The organism is Streptomyces sp. NK08204, from assembly GCF_020400585.1.
Taxonomy (GTDB): Bacteria; Actinomycetota; Actinomycetes; order Streptomycetales; family Streptomycetaceae; genus Streptomyces.
Map to the genome: position 1 here is coordinate 91264 of NZ_JAINVF010000002.1, position 25081 is coordinate 116344.

The 25081-nt window shown below is 71.0% G+C and carries 21 protein-coding genes; 14 read left to right on the forward strand and 7 right to left on the reverse strand.

What is annotated here, in order from left to right:
• Positions 1 to 5 precede the first annotated feature (5 nt).
• A complete protein-coding gene (locus K7G59_RS03565) occupies positions 6 to 866 on the forward strand; it encodes a serine protease (RefSeq protein WP_225830332.1) in 861 nt (286 codons plus the stop codon).
• A 133-nt stretch (positions 867 to 999) separates the two neighbouring features.
• On the opposite strand, the gene K7G59_RS03570 is transcribed toward K7G59_RS03565, so the two are convergent.
• A complete protein-coding gene (locus K7G59_RS03570; RefSeq protein ID WP_225830333.1) occupies positions 1000 to 1230 on the reverse strand; it encodes a hypothetical protein in 231 nt (76 codons plus the stop codon).
• Between the two features lie 440 nt (positions 1231 to 1670).
• Between K7G59_RS03570 and K7G59_RS03575 the strand changes: the two genes are divergently transcribed.
• The 6 genes from K7G59_RS03575 (at position 1671) to K7G59_RS03600 (ending at position 8470) form a co-directional block, all read left to right on the forward strand.
• The gene (locus K7G59_RS03575; protein ID WP_225830334.1) at positions 1671 to 3794 is read left to right on the forward strand and encodes a type IIA DNA topoisomerase subunit B; all 2124 of its coding nucleotides are present in this window, start codon (positions 1671 to 1673) and stop codon (positions 3792 to 3794) included.
• Positions 3795 to 3964: 170 nt separating this feature from the next.
• Entirely contained in the window at positions 3965 to 4486 is a 522-nt protein-coding gene (locus tag K7G59_RS03580; RefSeq protein WP_225830335.1) for a DUF1453 domain-containing protein, read from the forward strand.
• Positions 4483 to 5634, forward strand: a complete 1152-nt coding sequence (locus K7G59_RS03585) for a histidine kinase (RefSeq protein ID WP_225830336.1) — start codon at positions 4483 to 4485, stop codon at positions 5632 to 5634. The genes K7G59_RS03580 and K7G59_RS03585 overlap by 4 nt, the downstream gene beginning before the upstream one ends.
• Entirely contained in the window at positions 5631 to 6314 is a 684-nt protein-coding gene (locus K7G59_RS03590; protein ID WP_225830337.1) for a response regulator transcription factor, read from the forward strand. The genes K7G59_RS03585 and K7G59_RS03590 overlap by 4 nt, the downstream gene beginning before the upstream one ends.
• A 69-nt stretch (positions 6315 to 6383) precedes the next feature.
• On the forward strand, positions 6384 to 6881 hold the full coding sequence (locus tag K7G59_RS03595; protein WP_225830338.1) for a DUF485 domain-containing protein: 498 nt from the start codon (positions 6384 to 6386) through the stop codon (positions 6879 to 6881).
• The gene (locus tag K7G59_RS03600) at positions 6878 to 8470 is read left to right on the forward strand and encodes a cation acetate symporter (protein ID WP_225830339.1); all 1593 of its coding nucleotides are present in this window, start codon (positions 6878 to 6880) and stop codon (positions 8468 to 8470) included. The genes K7G59_RS03595 and K7G59_RS03600 overlap by 4 nt, the downstream gene beginning before the upstream one ends.
• Positions 8471 to 8536: 66 nt before the next feature.
• On the opposite strand, the gene K7G59_RS03605 is transcribed toward K7G59_RS03600, so the two are convergent.
• Positions 8537 to 9229 (reverse strand): response regulator, encoded by a 693-nt coding sequence (locus tag K7G59_RS03605; RefSeq protein WP_225830340.1) that lies wholly within the window; start codon positions 9227 to 9229, stop codon positions 8537 to 8539.
• A gap of 157 nt (positions 9230 to 9386) precedes the next feature.
• Between K7G59_RS03605 and K7G59_RS03610 the strand changes: the two genes are divergently transcribed.
• The 3 genes from K7G59_RS03610 to K7G59_RS03620 all read left to right on the forward strand — a co-directional run bounded on the left by K7G59_RS03610 (position 9387) and on the right by K7G59_RS03620 (position 12216).
• Positions 9387 to 10202: an ABC transporter ATP-binding protein gene (locus K7G59_RS03610; protein WP_225830341.1), complete on the forward strand. Its 816-nt coding sequence runs from the start codon at positions 9387 to 9389 to the stop codon at positions 10200 to 10202.
• Positions 10192 to 11073 (forward strand): ABC transporter permease, encoded by an 882-nt coding sequence (locus K7G59_RS03615; RefSeq protein WP_225830342.1) that lies wholly within the window; start codon positions 10192 to 10194, stop codon positions 11071 to 11073. Before K7G59_RS03610 ends, K7G59_RS03615 begins: the two co-directional genes overlap by 11 nt.
• A gap of 81 nt (positions 11074 to 11154) precedes the next feature.
• Positions 11155 to 12216 carry an ABC transporter substrate-binding protein gene (locus K7G59_RS03620; protein WP_225830343.1) on the forward strand — a complete coding sequence of 354 codons (1062 nt, stop codon included), beginning with the start codon at positions 11155 to 11157 and terminating at the stop codon, positions 12214 to 12216.
• A 27-nt stretch (positions 12217 to 12243) separates the two neighbouring features.
• Here K7G59_RS03620 and K7G59_RS03625 read toward each other — a convergent pair whose 3' ends face one another.
• The 4 genes from K7G59_RS03625 to K7G59_RS03640 form a co-directional block, all read right to left on the reverse strand.
• Positions 12244 to 12924 carry a response regulator gene (locus K7G59_RS03625; protein ID WP_225830344.1) on the reverse strand — a complete coding sequence of 227 codons (681 nt, stop codon included), beginning with the start codon at positions 12922 to 12924 and terminating at the stop codon, positions 12244 to 12246.
• Entirely contained in the window at positions 12921 to 14594 is a 1674-nt protein-coding gene (locus K7G59_RS03630; protein WP_225830345.1) for a sensor histidine kinase, read from the reverse strand. The genes K7G59_RS03625 and K7G59_RS03630 overlap by 4 nt, the downstream gene beginning before the upstream one ends.
• A gap of 168 nt (positions 14595 to 14762) precedes the next feature.
• Positions 14763 to 15701, reverse strand: coding sequence for a sucrase ferredoxin (locus K7G59_RS03635; RefSeq protein WP_225830346.1), 939 nt, complete (start codon positions 15699 to 15701; stop codon positions 14763 to 14765).
• A gap of 10 nt (positions 15702 to 15711) precedes the next feature.
• Entirely contained in the window at positions 15712 to 17034 is a 1323-nt protein-coding gene (locus tag K7G59_RS03640) for a citrate synthase (RefSeq protein ID WP_225830347.1), read from the reverse strand.
• Positions 17035 to 17155: 121 nt separating this feature from the next.
• Here K7G59_RS03640 and K7G59_RS03645 point away from each other — a divergent pair, with 121 nt between their 5' ends.
• Complete coding sequence (locus tag K7G59_RS03645; RefSeq protein ID WP_225830348.1) at positions 17156 to 18337, forward strand: citrate synthase/methylcitrate synthase; 1182 nt, start codon at positions 17156 to 17158, stop codon at positions 18335 to 18337.
• A 66-nt stretch (positions 18338 to 18403) separates the two neighbouring features.
• Positions 18404 to 19468: a GTP-binding protein gene (locus tag K7G59_RS03650; protein WP_225830349.1), complete on the forward strand. Its 1065-nt coding sequence runs from the start codon at positions 18404 to 18406 to the stop codon at positions 19466 to 19468.
• Here the strand turns inward: K7G59_RS03650 and K7G59_RS03655 are convergent.
• Positions 19465 to 21924 carry a DNA topoisomerase (ATP-hydrolyzing) subunit A gene (locus tag K7G59_RS03655; RefSeq protein ID WP_225830350.1) on the reverse strand — a complete coding sequence of 820 codons (2460 nt, stop codon included), beginning with the start codon at positions 21922 to 21924 and terminating at the stop codon, positions 19465 to 19467. The two genes, K7G59_RS03650 and K7G59_RS03655, sit on opposite strands and share 4 nt — an antisense overlap.
• 280 nt (positions 21925 to 22204) lie before the next feature.
• On the opposite strand from K7G59_RS03655, the gene K7G59_RS03660 reads away from it, so the two are divergent.
• Positions 22205 to 23617, forward strand: a complete 1413-nt coding sequence (locus K7G59_RS03660; protein WP_225830351.1) for a pitrilysin family protein — start codon at positions 22205 to 22207, stop codon at positions 23615 to 23617.
• Positions 23614 to 25002 (forward strand): pitrilysin family protein, encoded by a 1389-nt coding sequence (locus K7G59_RS03665; RefSeq protein ID WP_225830352.1) that lies wholly within the window; start codon positions 23614 to 23616, stop codon positions 25000 to 25002. The genes K7G59_RS03660 and K7G59_RS03665 overlap by 4 nt, the downstream gene beginning before the upstream one ends.
• Positions 25003 to 25081 lie beyond the last annotated feature (79 nt).

Genomic DNA, 25081 nt, shown 5'->3' on the forward strand with positions numbered 1-25081 from the left:
CCTGCATGCGTCGTTCCGTTGCCCGGGCCCTGGTCCGGCCGCTGGCCATGGCAGCCGCGGTGACCGCTCTGCCCCTGGTGGGCGGGGCTCCGGTGGCCGCCGACAGCGTCGTGGTCGGAGGCTTCCCGATAGACGTGTCCCAGGCCCCGTGGACGGTGGCACTGGCCAGCCGTGACCGGTTCGGGGGTACGCGGGCGGGACAGTTCTGCGGCGGTGTGGCCATCGCGCGGACCATGGTGCTCACGGCGGCCCACTGCCTGGCCGAGGAGGTCCTGGGAGCGCCGCCGAGCCTCCTGCGGGACCTCAAGGTCATCGCGGGCCGTACGGACCTGCTCTCGGCCGAGGGCGATGAGATCGCCGTCCGGGACGCCCGGGTCAACCCGCGCTACGACGTCATGGCCAACTCCGGCGACTTCGCCGTGCTCACCCTCGCCAAGCCGCTGCCACAGAGCGCCGTCGTGACCATGGCGGCCCCGGGGGACGCGGCGTACGCGCCCGGGACGCAGGCTCTGGTCTCCGGCTGGGGTGACACGACCGGCGGCGGCGCCTACACCCGCCGACTCCATGCGGCACGCGTGCGCGTGCTGGCCGACGACCTGTGCGCCCGCGCCTACCCCGGCGGCCCGGACGGCACGTACCGCGCCGACACCATGCTCTGTGCCGGCGAGGCAGCCGGCGGGCCCGACGCCTGTCAGGGCGACAGCGGCGGCCCTCTGGTGGCCAGGGGGCGGCTGATCGGACTGGTGTCCTGGGGGCACGGCTGCGGGCGGCTCGGAAACCCCGGTGTCTACACGAGGGTCTCGGAGGCCGTACAGGCGCTGGAACCGGCTGTGAGCGGTCCGCCTCGCCCCCTCGGGCGCTCCTGAGAAGGGCACCGGGCACCGGCAAGGAGGAGCCGGCAGGGGGAAGGGAGGCACGAGCACGGGCGGTCGCTCCAGGAGAGGAGCGACCGCCCGTTCACCGGCCTGCGCCGGGGCTGGCTCGTCGTGTCTGCGAGATTCAGCGCTCTTCGTCGGAAACGGTGTTGGGGACGGCCGTCAGCCGCTCCGTCTCGTCCTGTATCTCAGCGGCGATCTTCTTGAGTTCCGGCTCGAACTTGCGACCGTGGTGGGCGCAGAAGAGCAGTTCTCCGCCGCTCGCCAAGACGACGCGCAGGTATGCCTGGGCGCCGCAGCGGTCGCAGCGATCGGCGGCCGTCAACGGGCTCGCGGGGGTCAGAACAGTAGTCACGTCGCCTCTTCTCTAGCTCGACGAGCTGTCGTACCAGGGTCAACATCCAACCAGCCCGAAAACGTTCCCGCTCGTGGCTTTTCCTCGAAAGATTTTTTCCGAGACGGCTGTCTGCTGCCGGTTGGCGGCGAATGTGCCGTAGTGCGTGTCTTGTGTGCGTACGGTTTCGCGCTGTCTTGGTCTAGGCCCTCCCGGCCGGGTTGCCGGTTGTTCATGAGGACGTGCCCGGAGCCTAAATGGTTCATGCCTCCAAGGGAACGTGATGTGTGCTTCACTCCATCGAGGGATCGAACGCGCATACGACTCTGGACTAGTCTGAGTTTCCCGACGAGGGTGGCGTTACAACGGCTCTACCAGGCCTCGGTACCCTCTGAGCGGCGACCGAAGCCGCCCCCCTACCCACCGGGGGGCCACTTGAAATTCAGCGAGGAGCGAACCGCGTGACCGCCGACACGTCCGTGCCGTCCACAGCGCTGCTGGCAGGAGCAGACCGGGACGGTTCCAACTACACCGCGCGGCACCTGCTCGTCCTTGAGGGCCTCGAGGCCGTGCGCAAGCGCCCGGGCATGTACATCGGCTCGACCGACAGCCGCGGTCTCATGCACTGCCTGTGGGAGATCATCGACAACGCCGTGGACGAGGCCCTCGGCGGCTACTGCGACCACATCGACGTGATCCTCCACGACGACGGCTCTGTGGAGGTGCGGGACAACGGCCGCGGCATCCCCGTGGACGTGGAGCCCAAGACGGGTCTGTCAGGCGTCGAGGTCGTCATGACCAAGCTCCACGCGGGCGGCAAGTTCGGCGGCGGCTCGTACGCCGCTTCCGGCGGCCTGCACGGCGTCGGCGCCTCCGTGGTCAACGCCCTCTCCGCGCGCCTCGACGTCGAGGTGGACCGCGGTGGCCACACCCACGCCATCAGCTTCCGGCGCGGCGTCCCGGGTGCCTTCGCGGCGGATGGCGCGAACGCCGGGTTCGAGGCCGGGAGCGGCCTGCGCAAGACCAAGAGGGTCCCCAAGACGCGCAGCGGCACGCGCGTGCGCTACTGGGCCGATCGGCAGATCTTCCTCAAGGACGCCAAGCTCTCCCTGGAGACCCTGCACCAGCGCGCCCGTCAGACTGCGTTCCTGGTGCCCGGCCTGACCATCGTCGTCCGCGACGAGTACGGTCTGGGTGAGGGCGGCAGCAAGGGTGAGGAGTCCTTCCGCTTCGACGGCGGCATCAGCGAGTTCTGCGAGTTCCTGGCGAAAGACAAGCCGGTCTGCGACATCCTCCGCTTCTCGGGCCATGGCACCTTCAAGGAGACGGTCCCGGTCCTGGACGAGCACGGCCAGATGACCCCGACCGAGGTCACGCGCGAACTGGGCGTGGACGTGGCGCTGCGCTGGGGCACGGGCTATGACACCACGCTGCGCTCCTTCGTCAACATCATCGCCACCCCCAAGGGCGGCACCCACGTGGCCGGCTTCGAGCAGGCCGTCACCAAGACGCTGCTCGAGGCGGTACGCGCCAAGAAGCTGCTGCGTGTGGCCGAGGACGACATCGTCAAGGACGACGCTCTCGAAGGCCTGACCGCCGTCGTCACCGTGCGTCTGGCGGAACCGCAGTTCGAGGGGCAGACCAAGGAGGTCCTCGGTACCTCGGCGGCCCGCCGCATCGTGTTCAACGTGGTCTCCAAGGAACTCAAGGCGTTCCTGACCAGCACCAAGCGGGACGCTGCCGCGCAGGCCCGCGTCGTCATGGAGAAGGTGGTCGCCGCCGCCCGCACGCGCGTCGCTGCCCGCCAGCACAAGGACGCCCAGCGCCGGAAGACCGCCCTGGAGTCCTCGTCCCTGCCGGCCAAGCTCGCCGACTGCCGCAGCGACGACGTCGACCGCAGCGAGCTGTTCATCGTCGAGGGCGACTCCGCGCTCGGTACGGCCAAGCTGGCGCGCAACTCCGAGTTCCAGGCGCTGCTGCCGATCCGGGGCAAGATCCTCAACGTGCAGCGGTCGTCCGTGACCGACATGCTCAAGAACGCCGAGTGCGGCGCGATCATCCAGGTCATAGGAGCGGGCTCGGGCCGCACCTTCGACATCGACCAGGCCCGCTACGGCAAGATCATCATGATGACCGACGCCGATGTGGACGGCTCCCACATCCGCTGTCTGCTCCTGACGCTGTTCCAGCGCTACATGCGGCCCATGGTCGAGGCCGGACGGGTCTTCGCCGCCGTGCCGCCGCTGCACCGCGTGGAGATCGTCCAGCCGAAGAAGGGCCAGGACAAGTACGTCTACACGTACTCGGACCGGGAGCTGCGCGACAAACTCATGGAGTTCCAGAGCAAGGGCATCCGGTACAAGGACTCCATCCAGCGCTACAAGGGTCTGGGCGAGATGGACGCCGACCAGCTGGCCGAGACCACGATGGACCCGCGCCATCGCACCCTGCGCCGCATCAACCTCTCCGACCTGGAAGCCGCCGAACAGGTCTTCGACCTGCTCATGGGCAACGACGTGGCGCCCCGCAAGGAGTTCATCTCCAGCTCGGCGGCGACGCTCGACCGCTCGCGGATCGACGCGTAGCCGCCGGGACGACCGTACGAGCTCTCCACCCCAGGGTGGAGGCGGACAGGTCGCACGGTTCAACCCGTGATCCACCCTGGATCCGATCCCCTGACCTGCGCGTTTCCGTAGCGTCGAAGGCGTCGGGCAGCACTCGCTCCCGGCGCTTTCTTCCGCTCACGGAGGCTCCGATGCCCGGGCTGGTCAACGCGTTGGTGATGGTGGCCGTGGTCGCCGTCGTGCTCGTCCGTCAGTTCCGTGCCCGCCCGATCAGCACCGACCGGCGCTGGTGGCTGCTGCCAGGGATTCTCATGGTCGTCGCGCTGCGCCAGCCCGGCGCGTTCGACGTCCACCACCGTGCCGCCTCGGCCGTGATACTGACCGCCGAGCTGCTGATCAGCCTGGCGACCGGCGCGGGCTGGGCCTGGACCAGCCGCATCTGGACGGAACCGGACGGCGTCGTCTGGACCAGGAGCACCAAGGCGAGCATCGCCGTATGGGCCGTCGGCATAGCCGCGCGCATCGGTATCCTCGCCCTCGGCACCACGTTCGGTGTGCACCAGGACAGCTCGGCCCTGATGCTCGGATTCGCCGGCACCTTGCTGGTCCGCGCCGGGATCATGGTCTGGCGGGCCCGGTCGCTCGGCTCCTCGAGCAGCTCCGCGGCGGCGTACGGTGACGCCACCCGGTCGGCGTGGAAGGAGCACGTGTGACGGAGAACCACTGGACCCGCTGGCCGTCGCGAGAGGCGCTCGGCCGCGCGGGCACCACCCGGCCCCGGCGTCTGCTCGCCTGGGCGGTCCGGATCCTGGTGCTCGGCTTGCTGCTCTGGGGTGCCTTCACCCAGAACCAGGTGAATGCGTGGGGCGCGATCGCCGCCGCGGCCGGTGTCCTGCTGGCCGCCCTCCTCTCCTGGGCCTTCTTCCGCACGACCTACGAGCACCGGCTGGTGCCGTCCCTGGTCCTCATCTGCGTGCTCCTGGCCGTCGCGGTCGCCGCTCACACGACGGGCTTCACGGGACCGGCCCTGGTCATCTGGTGCGGCTGCGGAATCGCTGCCCTGGAACGGCTGCCGCTCGCGGCTGCCCTGCCCGTGGCATCGGTGGCACTGTCCTCGTACTCCGCCGTCAACAACGACGTCTGGCTGACCACCGCCGCCACCGTGGTGGGCATGGCCCTCGCCGGATACGTGCTGAGACTGGACGCGGAGGCCCGGGGCAGCGCGCAGCGGCTGCTCGACCAGGAACGGGCCGCCCGCGTGGCCGAGGCGGAGTCGGCGGCCCTCGCCGAGCGCGCCAGGATCGCCCGCGAGATCCACGACGTCCTGGCCCACAGCCTCTCGGCGCAGCTCGTGCACCTGGAGGCGGCCCGGCTGCTCATCGAGCGCGGCGCCGACCGGGAGCAGATCCTTGAGCGGGTCGTGGCCGCCCGGGGCATGGCCCGCGACGGCCTCGCCGAGACCAGACAGGCGCTGTCCGCGCTGCGCGGCGAACTGACCCCGCTGGAGGATTTCTTGACCGAACTCGTCAGCGCGGCCGACGGCGCCGAGGTCACCGTCACGGGTGAGCGTAGATTCCTGTCGGCCGAGGCGTCCCAGACCGTGCGCCGGGTCGCGCAGGAGGCGCTGACGAACGTCCGCAAGCATGCGCACGGTGCCGAGGTCCACCTGCGGCTCGACTACAGCGAGCACGAGGTGACCCTGAACGTACGGGACTCCGGCGGTCGTCCGGGTGAACTCGCCGGTGCCGGCGGCGGGTACGGTCTGCTGGGTATGCGCGAGCGAGCCGAACTGCTGGGCGGTTCGCTCGCGGCGGGGCCGGACGAGGAAGGGTTCGTGGTGACGCTGAGGGTGCCCGTATGACGCAGGCGGAAGGGGAGAAGAAACCCGCGCGCGTGGTGGTCGCCGACGACCAGACCGTGGTCCGGGAGGGCATCGCGATGCTGCTCGGGCTGCTGCCCGGTGTCGAGGTCGTCGGGGCCGCCGCAGACGGCGAGGAGGCGGTGCGGCTGGTCGGGGAACTCGCTCCGGACGTGGTCCTGATGGACCTGCGCATGCCCCGCTGCGACGGGGTGGAGGCCACCCGGCGGATCCGCGCGCAGTACCCCGGGACCCAGGTCGTGGTGCTCACGACCTTCGCGGACGACGACTCCCTCTTCCCGGCACTGCGCGCCGGAGCCCGGGGATATCTCACCAAGGACGCGGGCGGGGACGAGATTGTGCGCGCTGTGGAGAGCGTCCTGTCGGGAGAGGCCGGCCTGTCGCCGAGCGTGCAACGCCGGCTGCTGGAACGGCTGTCGGAACCCGAGCCCCGGCCGGCCGCGACCGAGTCGCCCGACGGGCTGACCGCGCGGGAGACAGAGGTCCTGGTGCTGATCGCCGAGGGCCTCAGCAACCAGGAGATCGCCCGCAAGCTGCACGTCTCCACCGCGACCGTGAAGACACACATCAACAATCTGTTCGCCAAGACGGGGCTCAAGGACCGGGCGCAGGCGGTGCGTTACGCGTACGCGAAGGGACTCGTGCCGCCACCGGTGGCGTGAGTCACCTGATGGGGTGAAGCGCTGCGGGAAGAAGAGCCAGGGGTCTTCCCGGTCTGTCCATCCTTGGGCATGCAGTCAAGTAACGGCCGTGCCCACTCAGCCGGGGACGGTCCCGAGAGTTCGGACCCTTGGTACGACCCGCTGGCCTCCGGCTGGGGCGAGCTGGACGGCACCGGTGTGCCGGCGCAGATGGTGCCGTCCGCGCACGGGGAGCGCGACGGAGCGGCCGTCCGCGCCCGCGACGTGTACGCCGAGGTCCAGCGCAGTGCGGCCTTCCAGGAGGTGCGCAGCCGCTACCGGAGGTTCGTGGTGCCGGGCGTGGCCGCCTTCCTCGCCTGGTACGTGGGGTACGTGGTCACCGCGACGGTCGCGCCCGCGGTCATGGCGAGGCCCGTGGCGGGGGCGGTGAACGTGGGGATGCTCGCGGGGCTCGGCCAGTTCCTCAGCACTTTCCTGCTGACGTGGGCCTACGCCCGGCACGCACGGCTGCGCCGGGACCGGGCCGCCCTGGAACTGCGCTGGGACACCCAGGAACTGACACGCGGAGTCCAGGGAGGCGACCTGTGACCGGCCACCATCAGACCCTTGCCCTGGTGCTGTTCAGCGGGTTCGTGGCCGTCACTCTGGGGATCACGACCTGGGTCAGCCGCAGGCGGCATGGTTCGGCGGAGGAGTTCTACGCCGGAGGGCGGCTGTTCTCCCCGATGGAGAATGGTTTTGCCATCGCGGGCGACTACATGTCGGCCGCCTCGTTCCTCGGCGTCACCGGGCTCATTGCGCTGTACGGCTACGACGGGATGCTGTACGTCGTGGGCTTCCTCGTGGCCTGGCTGGTCGTGCTGTTCCTGGTGGCCGAACTGGTCCGCAACTGCGGGCGGTTCACGCTCGCCGACGTGGTGGCGGCACGGATGAGCGAGCGGCCGGTGCGGATCGCGGCGGGAACGTCCTCGGTCACGGTGTCCATTCTGTATCTCGTGGCCCAAATGGTCGGCGCGGGCAGTCTGGTGGCGCTGCTGCTGGGACGGACGAGCGGGGCGGCCCAGGTCTGGACCGTCATCGGGGTCGGAGCGCTCATGGTGATCTATGTGACGCTGGGAGGGATGCGCGCCACGACCTGGATCCAGATCGTGAAGGCGGTCCTCCTGCTGAGCGGGACGATCGCACTGACCGTGCTGGTCCTCGTACGGTTCCACGGCGACGTCGACCGGCTGCTCGTCACGGCTGCCCGGCGCAGCGGGCACGGGGACGCGTTCCTGGCTCCGGGCCTGAAGTACGGCGGGAGCTGGACCGCGCGCCTGGACTTCATCAGCCTGGGGCTCGCACTGGTGCTGGGCACGGCGGGACTGCCGCACATCCTGTCCCGCTTCTACACCGTGCCGACCGCGAAGGCGGCCCGCCGCTCGGCCGTGTGGTCCATCGGGTTGATCGGCGGCTTCTACCTGATGACGATCGTCCTCGGGTTCGCGGCGGCGGCGATCGTCGGCCCGCAGGCCGTGCGCGGCTCGAACGCGGCCGGGAACACCGCCGTTCCGCTGCTCGCCCTCGACCTGGGAGGTGGCGCCGGCTCCACCGGCGGAACGGTTCTGTTCGCCGTCGTCGCCGCCGTGGCCTTCGCGACCATCCTCGCGGTGGTCGCCGGGATCACGCTCGCGTCCTCCGCCTCCGTGGCGCACGATCTGTACGCATCGCTGCGGCGGCCCCACGCCGAGCCGCGCAGCGAAGTGGCGGTGGCACGCGTGGCGGCGGCCGGTATCGGTGTCGTCGCGATCGCGCTCGGCCTGCTGGCCCGCGACCTCAACGTCGCTTTCCTGGTCGGCCTCGCCTTCGCCGTCGCCGCGTCGGCCAACCTGCCGGTGCTGATGTACTCGCTGTTCTGGCGCGGCTTCACGACACGCGGCGCGGTATGGGCCGTGTACGGCGGGCTGGTCCCGGCACTCGGGCTGGTGCTGCTGTCCCCGGTGGTGTCCGGCAGCCCCGGGGCGCTGTTCCCGGACGTCGACTTCCAGTACTTCCCGTTGCAGAACCCCGGCATCGTCTCCATCCCCCTCGGATTCCTCTCCGGCTGGCTGGGCACGGTCACCTCGGACGAGGTTGCCGACGAGGCCAAGTACGCGGAAACCGAGGTGCGGTCGCTCACCGGCGCCGGAGCGGTGTAGCGGCGGCTCCTTCACCGCCGATGCGGCTCGGTGGCGGTGCCTACGGCACCATGGCCACCGGTGAGGTCAGGGAGCCAACCAGGCGTACCGGTGTTCCGGGCGGCCCGTGTCGCCGTACTTCAGGGACAGGCGCAGACGGCCCGCCTGTTCCAGGTGGCGCAGGTAGCGCTGGGCCGTGGAGCGGCTCAGGCCCGTGCGGGTTGCGACCTCATGGGCGGACAGCGGCTGGTCGGCGCGGTGCAGGACACCGCAGATCAGGTCCGTCGTGGGCTCCGACTGCCCGCTGGGCAGGCCTGGTGCGGACGGTGCCGGGGCCGTCCGCAGCGCGCCGAAGATCCGGTCGACCTGCTCCTGGCCGGTCAGGCCCCGGTCGGCCACCCGGTCCACGGTGCGGCGCAGGGCCGCGTAGGAGTCCAGACGGCTGCGCAGGGCCACGAAGGTGAAAGGCTTGACCAGGTAATGCAGCGCCCCCAGGCGCATTGCCTTCTGCACCGTGGTCACGTCGCCGGCGGCCGTGATCATGATGACGTCGGTGCCGTGGCCCTGCTCCCGCATGCGATGGACGAGGTCGAGACCGGTCTGGTCCGGCAGGTAGTGGTCGAGCAGCACCAGGTCGACCCCACCGCGTTCGACGGCAGTCAGGGCCTGGGCAGCGCTGTGCGCCCGGGCGGTCACCCGGAAGCCGGGAACCTTTCCCACGTACTTGGCGTTTATCTCAGCGACGCGGAAGTCGTCGTCCACCACCAGGACGTCAATCATCGGGCCTCTCCTTCAAGGCCGACGGGCGTTGAGCCCGTGTTTCGGCTCCGCAGTTGTAACGCGAGCAAAATGAGCACAACAGGTGCTTGCGAGCAAAAGAACAGCTAGTGCTCACAAGACTGCTGCTGCGGCCCGGGCCAGATCTACCGTCCCGGCCATGAGCGCAGACACCAGCCCCGCCATCGAGCTACGGGGCGCCAGCAAGACCTTCAGGACCCCGTCCGGGGCTCTGCACACCGCCGTACGCGGCCTCGACCTCACGGTGCGGCGCGGCGAGTTCGTGGCCGTCGTGGGGCCGACCGGCTGCGGGAAGTCCACCACGCTTACCCTGGTCAGCGGCCTGGAGGAGCCCACTGAGGGCGAGGTGCTGGTGGCCGGTGAGCCGGTCGACGGCGTCGGCGGCAAGGTCGGCTTCGTCTTCCAGCAGGACGCGACCTTCCCGTGGCGGACAGTCCTGTCCAATGTCATGGCCGGACCCCGGTTCCGGGGCGTGCCCAAGGCGGAAGCCAAGCAGAAGGCCCGCGAGTGGCTGGCCCGGGTCGGCCTCGCCGCCTTCGAGGACCGCTATCCGCACCAGCTCTCCGGCGGTCAGCGCAAGCGCGTCGCCCTTGCCGCCACCTTCGTCAACGACCCCGAGATCCTGCTGATGGACGAGCCGTTCTCGGCGCTCGACGTGCAGACCCGTGCGCTGATGTCGGACGAGCTGCTGGAGCTGTGGGAGGGGACGGGCGCCTCCGTCATCTTCGTCACCCACGACCTGGAGGAGTCCATCGCGCTGGCCGACAGGGTCGTCGTGATGACGGCCGGGCCCGCGACCGTCAAGCAGGTCTTCGACATCGACCTGCCCCGCCCGCGCAAGGTCGAGTCGGTGCGCCTGGAGCCGCGGTTCATCGAGATCTACCGCGAGATCTGGGAGTCCCTCGGCGAAGAGGTCCGCATCACCCGCGAGAGGGGTGCCGCTCATGTCGCGTGACGAGGTCGTGCTCGAGGCTCAGGTCCCCCTCACGGTGACCGAGCCCGGCAACAAGACGGACCGCGCGCACTCGCGCGCGCGTGCCGCCCGTAGACGCAGGATCGTCGTCACGGCCGCCCGCGGACTGCTCCTGGTCGCCGTTCTCGGTCTGTGGGAGTCACTCTCCCGGGCGAAAGTCATTGATCCGTTCAACTTCTCGATGCCCTCCAAGATCTGGGACCAGATCTGGACCTGGGTGACGCACGGCACCGCGCTCGGCCCTCTCGGCGAGCAGATCTGGGCCACGCTCCACGAGGCGCTGCTCGGCTGGGTGCTCGGTGTGGTCGCCGGTGTCCTGTTCGGTATCGCCCTGGGACGGATCTCCTTCCTCGCCGACGTCCTTGGTCCGTACATCAAGGTGCTCAACTCGATACCCAGGATCGTCCTCGCCCCGATCTTCGTGATCTGGTTCGGACTCGGCCCCGCCTCCAAGATCGCGTCGGCCGTCGTGCTGGTGTTCTTCCCGGTGTTCTTCAACGCCTTCCAGGGCGCCCGCGAAGTCGACCGCAACCTGGTCTCCAACGCCCGGATCCTCGGCGCGAGCGACCGCAGGGTGACGCTCCAGGTCGTCATCCCGTCGGCCACCTCATGGATCTTCACCAGCCTCCACGTCAGCTTCGGCTTCGCCCTCATCGGCGCCATCGTCGGCGAGTACATCGGCGCCACGAAGGGCATCGGTCTGCTCGTCGCGCAGTCGCAGGGCACCTTCAACGCGGCCGGTGTGTACGCCGCGATGGTCATCCTCGCCGTCGTCGCGCTCGTCGCCGAAGGGCTGCTCACCTTCGCCGAGCGCCGCATCTTCCGCTGGAAGCCGACGGGCTCCGACAGCTGAAGGCGTGGACGACGCAGCTGAACGCCTCGAACCCACCCCCCTTTCTCCCCGCACCGCCCTCTCACAAGGACGTGAACCGCCATGCGCAAGTCCGCCAGATACACCACCCTGGCCGTCGCCGGCCTGCTCGCCCTCTCCTCCCTCACCGCCTGCGCCAATGACGCGGCGAGCACCGCCTCCACCGGCTCCGGCAGCAAGGGCGACGGCAAGGGCACGAAGGTCAAGATCATGGTCGGCGGCCTGGACAAGGTCATCTACCTGCCCGCAATGCTCACCCAGCGGCTCGGATACTTCGACGCCGAGGGCCTCGACGTCGAGCTGCTGAGCGAGCCCGCCGGCGTCCAGGCCGAGACAGCGCTCGTCTCCGGGCAGGTGCAGGGCGCGGTCGGCTTCTACGACCACACCCTCGACCTCCAGACGAAGGGCAAGGCGGTGGAGTCCGTCGTGCAGTTCTCGCACGCGCCCGGAGAGGTCGAGGTCGTCTCCACCAAGGCGGCCGGCGACATCACCTCGCCCAAGGACTTCAAGGGCAAGAAGCTTGGCGTGACGGGCCTGGGCGCCTCGACCGACTTCCTCACCAAGTACCTCGCCGTCAAGAACGGCGTGAAGATCAGCGAGTTCACGCCGGTCGCCGTCGGTGCCGGTCCGACCTTCATCTCGGCGCTCCAGAAGGGCGCGATCGACGGCGGCATGACGACCGACCCCACCGTCGCCACGATCCTGGCCAAGAAGGCGGGCAAGGTTCTGCTCGACATGCGCACCCCCGAGGGGTCGCAGGCGGCGCTCGGCGGGCCGTACCCGTCGTCCAGTCTGTACATGCAGACGGACTGGGTGAACGGACACAAGGAGACCGTCCAGAAGCTGGTCAATGCACTCGTCAAGACGCTCAACTGGATGTCCACCCACAGCGCAGACGAGATCGCGGCCAAGATGCCCGCGGACTACTCCCAGGGCGACAAGGCCCTCTACGCCGAGGCGATCAAGAGCACGCTGCCCATGTTCACCACGGACGGCGTGATGCCCGCCAACGGCCCCGAGACCGTCGAGAAGGTCCTCAAGGCGTTCAACCCCAACATCAAGAACGCCGACGTGGACCTCAGCAAGACGTACACGACCGAGTTCGTCGACAAGGCCGCCAAGTGACCGCACGCTGAAGCGCGCGCTCGGAACTCAGACGCGGGTCGCCCACACGTAACGGTGTTCGGGGCGGCCCGCGTCGCCGTACTTGAGGGTCAGCCGGGCCTGTCCGGTGCGCTCCAGGAACTTCAGACAGCGCTGGGCGGTCTGCCGGCTCAGCCCGGTCCGGTCGGCGATCTGCTGGGCGGACAGCGGCCCCTCCGCGTCCATCAGCATCTGGCGCACCAGCCCGGCGGTCGTCGGGGAGTGTCCCTTGGGCAGTTCGGGCTCCGGTGCGGCGGACAGGGTGCCGAAGATGCGGTCCACCTCGGCCTGTTCGGCCTCGCCGCCGCCGTCCAGGGTGCGACGCAGGCGCGCGTACGCCTCCAGCTTGGCGCGCAGCCCGGCGAAGGCGAACGGTTTCACGAGGTACTGCAGGGCCCCGTGCCGCATGGCTGCCTGGACGGTCGACACGTCCCGCGCGGCCGTCACCATGATCACATCGGCCTGGTGGCCGCGCCGGCGCATCTCCCGGACGACGGCGAGACCGGTGTCGTCGGGCAGGTGGTGGTCCATGAGGACCAGGTCGAGGTGGGGCAGCGTCTGCAGCTGCCACAGTGCCTCGGCCGCGTTGTGCGCCTCGCCCGCCACGTGGAAGCCGGGCACCTTCTCGACGTAGGCGGCGTGGACCCGGGCGACCCGGGTGTCGTCGTCGACGACCAGGACCTCGATCATCGTGCCTCCTCGGCGAGGGGGGTCTGCGGGGACACGTCGACTGCCGCAGGCGCCGGCCCCGGCTCGGCCAGCGCCTCGGGCAGGACGATGCTGAACTCCGCGCCCCCGCCGTCCGCGGCACTCACGGTCGCGCTCCCGCCCTGCCGTTCGGCGAGCCTGCGCACCAGTGACAGCCCGATGCCCCGTTTGCCGTGCGCGGGCGGCTTCTTGGTGGACCACCCCTCCGTGAAGACAAGCTCCCGCTGGTCCTCGGGGATCCCGGGTCCGGTGTCGCGCACCCTGAGCACGACCGTGCGGCCCTCCGCGCGCAGTTCGACCTCCACGCGCGCGTGCACAGTCCCGGCGACCGCGTCGAGCGCGTTGTCCACGAGGTTGCCGACGACCGTGACCAGCCCGCGCGGATCGATCAGCCGGTCCGGCAGCCGGGTGCGCTCCGACACCCACAGCGCCACGCCCCGCTCGGCCGCCACGGTCGCCTTGCCGACCAGCAGGGCGGCCAGCAAGGGGTCCCGGATCTTCTCGGTGACCTGCTCGGCCGTGACCCGGTGGTCGCCGACCACCTCGCCGACGAACTCCACGGCGTCCTCGTACATCTCCAGCTCCAGCAGGCCGAGCAGGGTGTGCATGCGGTTGGCGTGCTCGTGGTCCTGGGCGCGCAGGGCGTCGATCAGGCCGCGCGTGGAGTCGAGTTCGCGGCCAAGCTGCTCCAGCTCCGTGCGGTCGCGCAGGGTGGCCACGGCGCCGCCGTCGTCCGTGGGCATGCGGTTGGCGACCAGGACCCGCTGGCCGCGCACGGTCAGCAGGTCGGTGCCGGTGACCCGCCCGGCCAGCACGTCCGTCGTCCGACCCGGGCCCAGACCCTCGTCCGGGGTCAGCCCCACGGCCTCGTCGCCGATGCCCAGCAGTCGCCGGGCCTCGTCGTTGAGCAGACGGATCCGGCCCGCGCGGTCGAGGGCGACCACGCCCTCCCGGATGCCGTGCAGCATCGCCTCGCGCTCCGCGAGCAGCGCCGAGATGTCGGAGAAGGCCAGGTCCCGGGTCTGCCGCTGCACCCTGCGGGAGATCAGCCAGGCGGCCAGCGCGCCCACCGCGAGAGCGCCTCCGGCGTAGGCGAACAGTCCCGGGATGGCACTGATCAGCCGCGCCCGCACACTGTCGTAGGCGATGCCGACGGACACCGCCCCGATGATCCGGTGGTCGGCGTCGTACAGCGGCACCTTGCCGCGCGCCGAGCGGCCCAGGGTGCCCTTGTCGATCTCCATGACCTCCTTGCCGGCCAGGGCGTCGGCGGGGCTGGTGGAGACGACCTTGCCGATCTGCGAGGGGACGGGATGCGACCAGCGCACCCAGTTCTGGTCCAGCACCACGATGTACTCGGCGTGGGTGGCGTGCCGGATCCGCTCGGCCTCCCGCTGGACCGGGCCGTTCCTGGTCGGCGGGGTGTTCCGGACGCCCTCGGCGATCTGCGGGTCCTGGGCCGTGGTCTGGGCGATGGCCAGCGCACGGCGCATGGCCTCATGGTCCAGCTGCCTGCTCAGCGGCGCCAGGAACAGCCCGGTCGCGAGCACCGCGACTCCCGCGGCGATCGCCACCTGCATCAGCAGCACCTGGGAGAAGACCCGCCGGGGCAGACCGAGGCGCAGACGGCGGGCGGGGGGAGTGGGGCTCATGCACACGACGGTACGTGGGCGGCCGGACGTCCCCCAGGGGTGTGTGGCATGGATCTCTGGACCGCCTCCGGAGAGAGCCCGGACGCGCCCTGCCCGGCCGGTACCGCCCTGGGCCGCTCTCCCCGGCCGGTGTCACCCTGCCCGGCCGACGGCGGTCACCGCCCGCCGTCAGCTCGCCAGCGCTGTCGTCCCCAGTGCGCGTACCGCCACCACGTCCATGCGCGGCGGCGCGCCGAGCGCCGTGCCGCAGCTTTCCGGACGCGGCGGCAGTGACCTGCCCTGGGCCACGGTGACCCGCCACCGGCGGCCGTCGGCGTGGGCGACGGTGATCTGCCGGAGCGAGGCACCGCCCTCGGTGCGCACCACGCTCAGCACGCCCGCCCGGTACTCGCCCACGGCCTCGCGGACAGCCAGCTCGGCCGCCTGGCCGGGCCGGTCCCACGCGGAGCACCCACGGCACCCCTCGACGACCACGCGTCCCTCCCGGACGCCGTGCAGGGCCTCCTTGACGGTATGGGACTCCGCGCGGCCGTAGGCATATCCGTACGGCAGCACGAGCACCGTCGGCGCGAACCGATGACCACCCAGATGGGTGACCTCCCAGACGCCGCGCACGCCGGAAGCGCACAGCTCGGCGGCGAGGGGGCGGCCCATGAGGGCGCAACAGCGGTCGCGCTTGCCGTTGGTGCACACCAGCGCCAGCGGGTCGCCCTGGTGCGGCCGTCCGTCGAGGGCCGCACCGAAGGAACGGTGGTCGCCCGCTCCGAGGGCGGCGAAGTCGAGGTCCAGCAGGTTGTGCGGATCGCGGGTGGTGGCCGCGTGCAGCCAGACGTTCCCGGGCACCACATGGGCCGCGTACACCTGCCGGACCGAGGGCCTGCCCGGGTCGGCGTGGCGTCCGGGGCGCCGGATGAGCGCGACGCGCACGCCGGTCCCCTCCGCGGCGGCCTCCAGCGCACGGCCGAGCGCAGGGTCCAGATGGCTCGAAGTGAGCGCCTTGGCACCCCAGGGGCCGGGCTGTTCGAGCAGCAGCCATGTCGTCGCCGTGGCCGCCGTACCGGAGACGGGCTCGTCAAGGATCCGGGAGACGGTCGCGCACCTACTCACAGAGGCGAGCCTAACCTGACATTCCCCAGGGCGACTTCCGGCCGGGGTTGTGTCCTGGCCCGGCAGCGGCTGGGTCCTCGTCCGGGAGCGGCTGGGGCGGCCGTGGGCCGACGTAGTGGCCGCTGGGGCGCATGCGCAGCGGGCGCTCGCCGTACTCCTCCAGGGCGTGCGCGATCCAGCCCGCCGAACGCGCGACGGCGAAGATCGTCTCGCCGGCCGTGGCGGGCATGCCGGAGGAGACCGTGAACACGGCCAGGGCAAGGTCGACGTTGGCGTGCAGCGGGGTGTGGCGGGCGGTCGTGGCGACGATGTCGCGGGCCGCGAGCAGGGCGGACTCCGCGTGCGGGATCTGCTCCAGGAGTGCGAACAGCACCCGCGCGCGCGGGTCCTCGCCCGGGTAGAGCCGGTGACCGAGCCCGGGGATCCGGCGGCCCGCGCGCAGCTCGTCCGCGATCACCGGGACGGCGGTGCCCTGGTCCAGCACGTCGAGCAGCATCCGATGGGCCAGGCCGCTGGCCGCGCCGTGCAGCGGGCCCTCCAGGACGCCGAGTCCGGCCGAGACGGCCGCGTAGGCGTGCGCGCGGGCCGAGGCGGCGACCCGTACCGCGAGCGTGGAGACGGCCAGGTCGTGGTCGGCGAGCAGGGCGAGGGCGGTGTCCAGGACCCGCAGCGAGGCCGGGTCGGCGGGACGTCCGGTCAGCCGGCCCCAGAGACGGTGCGCGAGCGGGCCCTCGTCCTTGTGGTCGAGCCGGGCGGGCGGCAGTGCGGCCACGAGCGTCGGGATCAGGGTGCGTGCTGTGCCCAGCACGGCCGGTTCGGACAGGTCGAAGCGGAGCGGGTCCTCGGCCGCCGCGGCGATCGCCGCCACCCTCAGTCGGTCCGTGGGGGTGGTGTGCTCGGGCAGGGCGTTCACCGCGCGGCGGGCGGCCCTGACGGTGGCCGTGGGCGCCGTGAAGGCCGCGCCGGGGGCCGGCCGCCCCGTCCACAGCCACTCCGCGACCTCTTCATAGGGATGCCGGGCGGCCAGTGCGGTGGCGTCGACCCCCCGGTAGTAGTAGCGGTCCTTCTCGATCAGCGTGATCCGGGTCCGTACGGACAGCTCGCCGCCGGAGCCCGAGGGCCCCGCGGCCTCACGACGGTTGCGCCGGGCGAGGGCCTCCACCTCCTTGGCGTCGAAGGTGCTGGCCCGGCCGCCGGGTTCGCGCCTGCTGCCGAGCAGGCCCCGGCTGACGTAGGCGTAGACCGTCTCGGGCTTCACGCCGAGGAACTCGGCGGTCTCCTTGGTGGTCAGCCTTCGCCCGGGAGCGCCGGGAGCGGGTTCGTGATCGCGCATGGGGGTCACCGTAGCGGCACCTGGACATCTGGATGCCCGCCTGCATGACATTGATTCAATCAATATTGACAGAGAGAGAGTCAAGCATGGACAGTCTGATCAAGTTCAGGGAAGGAACATCATGTCCAGCAACAGGACCACCGGCCCCCTCATCGACGTGCCGCGCGGCCTCGCGGGCGTCGTCGTCGCCGACACCGAGATCGGTGACGTCCGAGGGCGCGAGGGCTTCTACCACTACCGCCAGTACTCCGCCGTCGACCTCGCGCGGACCCGCGGCTTCGAGGACGTCTGGCACCTCCTCGTGCACGGCACACTCCCCGGCGCGGAACGCAGCGCCGCATTCACCGCCGAGACCGCGGCGCTGCGCACGCTGCCCGCGGACGTCCGCGCCGCCCTGCCCGCGATCGCCGCCGCCGGCCGCACCTCCGGGCCGCTGGCCGGACTGCGCACCGCCCTGTCGCTGCTCGGAGCCGCGCAGGGGTTCCGCCCGGTCTATGACATCGACGCCGACCGGCGCCGCGCCGACACCGTTGCCGCCGGCGCGGCCGTCCCCACGCTGCTGACCGCGCTGTACCGGCTCGGTCAGGGGCTTCGCCCCGTCGAGCCGCGCGCGGACCTCTCCCACGCGGCCAACTACCTCTACATGCTCACGGGCGAGGAACCCGACCCACGAAGGGCCCGTGCGGTCGAGCAATACCTGATCTCAACCATTGATCACGGATTCAACGCGTCAACCTTCACCGCACGGGTCATCGCGTCCACCGGTGCCGATGTCGCCGCCTGCCTGAGCGGTGCCGTGGGCGCGCTGTCCGGGCCGCTGCACGGAGGGGCGCCGAGCCGGGCACTGGACACGCTGGACGCCATCGGCACGCCCGACCGGATCGACCCCTGGATACGGGAACGGGTCCTTGCCGGGGACCGCATCATGGGCTTCGGACACGCCGTCTACCGCACGGAAGATCCCCGTTCGCGCATGCTGCGCGAGATCGCGCTCGGCTTCGGCGGCCCGCGCGTCGGGTTCGCGGTCGAGGTCGAGCGCCGGGTCGAGGCGATCCTGGCCGAGCTGAAGCCCGGCCGCGAACTGCACACGAACGTCGAGTTCTACGCCGGTGTCGTCATGGAACTGTGCGGACTGCCGCGCGAGATGTTCACCCCCACCTTCGCGGCGGCACGCGTGGTCGGCTGGAGCGCCAACCTCCTGGAACAGGCGGCGGACTCGAAGATCATCCGTCCGGTGGCGCGGTACGTGGGGCCACAGGCTCCCGCGGCGGTGCCGCCGACGCCGGTGCCGGCTCAGCCGTGAGCCCGCCCCGGGGCGCACCGCTCTTATCCTGGTCCGGCAGTCGGTCCACGCAAGAGAGGGCGCCCGTTGGGCAACAGCCGCACCCCCCAGCAGATCCCGGTCGTCGTGCTCGCCGGGTTCCTCGGCTCCGGGAAGACGACGCTCCTCAACCACCTCCTGCACCGCAGCGGAGGCAGCCGCATCGGGGCGATCGTCAACGACTTCGGGGCCATCGAGATCGACGCCATGGCGGTCGCGGGCGCCCTCGGCGACTCCACCGTCTCCCTCGGCAACGGCTGCCTGTGCTGTGCCGTCGACGCCAGCGAACTCGACGTCTACCTCGAACGGCTCGCCGCGCCCGCCACCGGCATCGACGTCATCGTCATCGAGGCCAGCGGCCTCGCCGAGCCCCAGGAACTGGTCCGGATGGTGCTCGCCAGCGAGCATCCGGGGATCGTCTACGGCGGGCTCGTCGAGGTCGTCGACGCCGCCGAGTTCGACGACACCCGGGCCAGACACCCCGAGATCGGCCGGCATCTCGCCCTCGCCGACCTCGTCGTCGTCAACAAGCTCGACCGGGCGCCGGACACCGGCCGTGTGCTCGACCTCGTCCGATCGCTCACCGACCGCGCCGCCGTCGTCCCCGCGACCTACGGCCGCATCGACCCCGAGTTCCTCTTCGACTGCAAGCCCAGCGAGGAGCGCATCGGGCAGCTGTCCTTCGACGACCTGCACGAACACGGCGATGACGACGCCGACGGGCATCTGCACTTCGGCTACGACAGCCTGTCCTTCGTCTCCGGCGTGCCGATGGAACCGCGCCGTCTCATGCGGTTCCTGGACAGCCGTCCCCAGGGGCTGTACCGCATCAAGGGGTACGTCGATTTCGGGCTCCACGACACCGGCAACCGGTACTCGGTGCACTCCGTCGGGCGTTTTCTGCGCTTCTACCCCGAGCCCTGGACGCCCGCCGACGCCCGCCTCACCCAGCTGGTCCTGATCGGCCGCGGCATCGACACGGGCGCCCTCGGCGAGGAACTGCGGGCGTGTGAGAACGACGCCCCACACGCCGACGAACACGGCATGTGGGGCGTTCTGCGCTACGTACAGGGCTCCGAGGACGAGCCCGACGCGCAGGCGTACGCGTCCTAGAGCACCGGCCCCGCGACCACCGACACCGTCTTCGGCAGCGACGTGCCCGAGCCGTCGCGGCGCGGGTCCGGGTCCGGCAGCTCCACCGGGGAGCCGTTCTTCTGCGCTGCGCGCCCCGGAGTCGGACCCGCCCAGGCCAGGGACAGACAGTCCTCACCCTTCAGGAACCGCTGGCACCGCACGCCGCCGGTGGCCCGGCCCTTGCGCGGATACTGGTCGAACGGGGTCAGCTTCGCCGTCGTCTGCACGGAGTCGTCCAGCGTGCCGCGCGAGCCCGCCACCGTGAAGACCACCGCGTCGGCGGCCGGGTCGACCGCCGTGAACGAGATCACCTTGGCGCCCTCGGTGAGCTTGATGCCCGCCATGCCGCCCGCCGGGCGGCCCTGCGGGCGGACGATGGACGCCTGGAAGCGCAGCAGCTGCGCGTCGTCGGTGATGAAGACCAGGTCCTCCTCGCCGGTGCGCAGCTCGACCGCGCCGACGATCCTGTCGCCGTCCTTGAGCGTGATGACCTCCAGCTCGTCCTTGTTGGACGGGTAGTCCGGCACCACACGCTTGACCACACCCTGCTCGGTGCCGAGCGCCAGGCCCGGGGACGACTCGTCCAGCGTGGTCAGGCAGACCACCGTCTCGTCGTCCTCCAGGGAGACGAACTCCGCCAGCGGCGCCCCTCCGGAGAGGTTCGGCGCCGTCGCGGCCTCCGGCAGCTGCGGCAGGTCGACCACGTTGATCCGCAACAGCCGGCCTGCCGAGGTCACCGCGCCGATCTCGCCACGCGCGGTCGACGGCACCGCCGAGACGATCACGTCGTGCTTGACCCGCTTGGCGCGGGCCTGCTGCGGGAACGGCTCGGCGGTCGCCGTACGCGCCAGCAGACCCGTGGAGGACAGCATCACCCGGCACGGGTCGTCGGCCACCTGCAGCGGCACGGTGGCCGCCGGGGCGCCCGCGGACTCCAGCAGGACGGTGCGCCGGTCGGTACCGAACTGCTTGGCGACGGCGGCCAGTTCCGCCGAGACCAGCTTGCGCAGCTCGGCGTCGGACTCCAGGACCCGGGTCAGCTCCTCGATCTCCGAGGTGAGCCTTTCCTTCTCCGCCTCCAGCTCGATGCGGTCGTACTTGGTGAGCCGGCGCAGCGGCGTGTCGAGGATGTACTGCGTCTGCACCTCGCTCAGCGAGAAGCGCTCCATCAGGCGCTCCTTGGCCTGCGCGGAGTTCTCGCTGGAGCGGATCAGCCGGATGACCTCGTCGATGTCGACCAGCGCGGTGAGCAGGCCCTCGACCAGGTGCAGCCGGTCACGGCGCTTGCCGCGGCGGAACTCGCTGCGGCGCCGGACCACGTCGAAGCGGTGGTCGAGATAGACCTCCAGCAGCTCCTTCAGGCCCAGGGTGAGCGGCTGGCCGTCCACCAGGGCCACGTTGTTGATACCGAAGGACTCCTCCATCGGCGTCAGCTTGTAGAGCTGTTCCAGGACCGCCTCCGGCACGAAGCCGTTCTTGATCTCGATGACCAGGCGCAGGCCGTGCTCTCGGTCGGTGAGGTCCTTGACGTCGGCGATGCCCTGGATCTTCTTCGCGTTGACCAGGTCCTTGATCTTCGCGATCACCTTCTCCGGGCCGACCGTGAAGGGCAGTTCGGTGACGATCAGCCCCTTGCGGCGGGCGGTCACGGTCTCCACCGTGACCGTCGCGCGCATTCTGAAGGTGCCGCGACCGCTCGCGTACGCGTCCCGGATGCCGTCCAGGCCGACGATCCGGCCGCCGGTGGGCAGGTCGGGGCCCGGCACGTGCTTCATCAGCGCGTCCAGGTCGGCGTTCGGGTACCTGATCAGGTGGCGGGCCGCCGCGATGACCTCGCGCAGGTTGTGCGGCGGCATGTTCGTCGCCATGCCGACCGCGATGCCCGAGGAGCCGTTGACCAGCAGGTTCGGGAAGGCGGCCGGCAGCGCCACCGGCTCCCGCTCCTGGCCGTCGTAGTTCGGCGCGAAATCGACCGTGTCCTCGTCGATCGACTCGGTCATCAGGTTCGTCGCCGCGGCCATCCGGCACTCGGTGTACCGCATGGCGGCCGGCGGGTCGTCATTGCCCAGCGAGCCGAAGTTGCCGTGGCCGTCCACCAGCGGCACGCGCATCGAGAAGGGCTGCGCCAGGCGCACCAGGGCGTCGTAGATCGACGCGTCGCCGTGCGGGTGCAGCTTGCCCATGACCTCGCCGACGACGCGGGCGCACTTCACGTACCCGCGGTCGGGGCGCAGGCCCATCTCGTTCATCTGGTAGACGATCCGGCGGTGCACCGGCTTGAGACCGTCACGGGCGTCCGGCAGGGCGCGCGAGTAGATGACCGAGTACGCGTACTCGAGGTAGGAGCCACGCATCTCGTCCACGACGTCGATGTCGAGGATCCTCTCCTCGAACGAATCGTCGGGCGGCGGGGTCTTCGTGCTGCGGCGGGCCATCGCTGCCGGCTCCTCTTTTCTGGTCGCTCGCCTACGGGGCGCTCAGTCGTGCTGAAGCGATTGACGGATCTGACGCGGACCATTGTGGACCGCGGCACCGACAACCGGGCCACCACCTCGTCTCCACTCGTGGTCTCCACGCCTGACGCAGGCTACGTGATCCGCTGTGGGCGTACGTCGGGCGGGAACTTCGCCGCCGCTGCGCGCGCTTGCATACAGTGGCAGGACCGGCAGGAAAACCGCGGTTTCTCCGACCGCTTCCGCTCGCGAAGGGACGTACATGCCCATGGGTCACACGACCACAGCCGAGGCAGGCTCCGGGGGCCTGACAGCGACCGAGCACCGCCTGGCCAACGGTCTGCGCGTGGTGCTCTCCGAGGACCACCTGACCCCGGTGGCGGCGGTCTGCCTCTGGTACGACGTCGGCTCGCGCCACGAAGTCAAGGGGCGTACCGGCCTGGCTCACCTTTTCGAGCACCTCATGTTCCAGGGCTCCGCCCAGGTGACGGGCAACGGCCACTTCGAGCTGGTCCAGGGCGCCGGCGGCTCCCTCAACGGCACGACCAGTTTCGAGCGCACCAACTACTTCGAGACCATGCCCGCCCACCAGCTGGAGCTGGCGCTGTGGCTCGAGGCCGACCGCATGGGCTCACTGCTCGCCGCCCTGGACGACGAGTCCATGGAGAACCAGCGGGACGTCGTCAAGAACGAGCGCCGCCAGCGCTACGACAACGTGCCCTACGGCACCGCCTTCGAGAAGCTGACCGCCCTCGCCTACCCGGAGGGCCACCCCTACCACCACACGCCGATCGGCTCGATGGCGGACCTGGACGCGGCCACCCTGGAGGACGCGCGCCAGTTCTTCCGCACCTACTACGCGCCCAACAACGCGGTGCTCTCCGTGGTCGGCGACATCGACCCCGTGCAGACGCTCGCCTGGATCGAGAAGTACTTCGGGTCCATCCCGGCGCACGACGGCAAGCCCGAGCCGCGCGACGGCTCCCTGCCGGACATCATCGGCGAGCAGCTGCGCGAGGTCGTCGTGGAGGAGGTTCCGGCACGCGCTCTGATGGCCGCCTACCGGCTCCCGCACGACGGGACGCGCGCGTGCGACGCGGCCGACGTGGCCCTGACGATCCTCGGCGGCGGCGAGTCCTCCCGCCTGTACAACCGGCTCGTACGCCGCGACCGCACGGCCGTGGCGGCCGGCTTCGGCATGCTGCGCCTGGCCGGCGCCCCGTCGCTGGGCTGGCTGGACGTGAAGACCTCCGGTGACGTCGAGGTGCCGGTCATCGAGACCGCCATCGACGAGGAGCTGGCCCGGTTCGCGGAGGAGGGCCCCACGCCCGAGGAGATGGAGCGCGCCCAGGCCCAGTTGGAGCGCGAGTGGCTGGACCGGCTCGGCACGGTCGCCGGCCGTGCCGACGAACTGTGCCGGTACGCCGTCCTCTTCGGCGACCCGCAGCTCGCCCTCACCGCCGTACAGCGCCTCCTGGCGGTGACCCCCGAGGAGGTCAAGGAGGTGGCCCAGGCCCGTCTGCGCCCGGACAACCGCGCCGTCCTCGTCTACGAACCGCTGTCCGCCGAGTCGGCGCAGCACACCGAGGAGGCGGGGCGCGGCGAGGACCCGGAGGAAGAAGCGACCGTAGAGGCGGGCCGCGACGAGACCGAGAACGAGGAGACGGCCAAGTGACCGAGCTCGCCACGATGGACTTCCACCCCCAGCCGCAGCCCGGCCAGGCCAGGCCCTGGGCGTTCCCCGCCCCCGAGCGCGGCACGCTGGACAACGGCCTGACCGTGCTGCGCTGCCACCGACCCGGCCAGCAGGTCGTCGCCGTGGAGGTGCTGCTGGACGCGCCCCTGGACGCCGAGCCGGCCGGCCTGGACGGCGTCGCCACGATCATGGCGCGGGCCTTTTCCGAGGGCACCGACAAGCACTCCGCCGAGGAGTTCGCCGCCGAGCTCGAGCGCGCCGGTGCCACGCTGGACGCGCACGCCGACCACTCCGGCGTCCGGCTCAGCCTGGAGGTCCCCGCCTCCCGCCTGACCAAGGGCCTCGGCCTGCTCGCCGACGCCCTGCGCGCGCCCGCCTTCGCCGGGAGCGAGATCGAACGGCTGGTCCGCAACCGCCTGGACGAGATCCCGCACGAGCTGGCCAGCCCGTCGCGCCGGGCCGGCAAGGAACTCTCCAAGGAACTCTTCCCGGCGACCGCGCGCATGTCCCGTCCGCGCCAGGGCACCGAGGAGACGGTCGAGAAGATCGACGCGGCGGCCGTACGCGCCTTCTACGACCGGCACGTACGCCCCGCCACCGCCACCGTGGTCGTCGTCGGCGACCTCACCGGCACTGACCTGGACGAGCTGCTCGGCGACACCCTGGGCGCCTGGACGGGCACCCCGGGCAGCCCGCGGCCCGTGCCGCCGGTCACCGCCGACGACACCGGCCGCGTGGTCATCGTGGACCGGCCCGGCGCCGTGCAGACGCAGTTGCTGATCGGCCGGATCGGACCCGACCGGCACGACCGTGTCTGGCCGGCCCAGGTGCTCGGCACCTACTGCCTCGGCGGCACCCTCACCTCCCGCCTGGACCGCGTCCTGCGCGAGGAGAAGGGCTACACCTACGGCGTGCGCGCCTTCGGCCAGGTGCTGAGGTCGGCTCCGGACGGCACGGGCGCCGCGATGCTCGCCATCAGCGGTTCCGTGGACACCCCGAACACCGGCCCGGCGCTCGAGGACCTGTGGACGGTGCTGCGCACGCTCGCGGCGGAGGGTCTGACCGACGCCGAGCGGGACGTCGCCGTGCAGAACCTCGTCGGGGTCGCGCCGCTGAAGTACGAGACCGCTGCGGCCGTCGCGGCCACCCTGGCCGACCAGGTCGAGCAGCACCTGCCCGACGACTTCCAGGCCGCCCTTTACCAGCAGCTCGCCGCCACCGGCACCGTGGAAGCCACCGCGGCGGTCGTGAATGCCTTCCCGGTGGACCGTCTGGTGACCGTCCTCGTCGGTGACGCCGCCAAGATCAAGGAGCCGGTCGAGGCGCTCGGCATCGGGGAAGTCACCGTCGTGGCGGCCGAGTAGAGCCCGAGCGGAGCCCGCCCGGACTCCGGGCGGACTCCGGGCGGACGCACGCGCGCGTGGGGGCCCTGACGGCTTACGG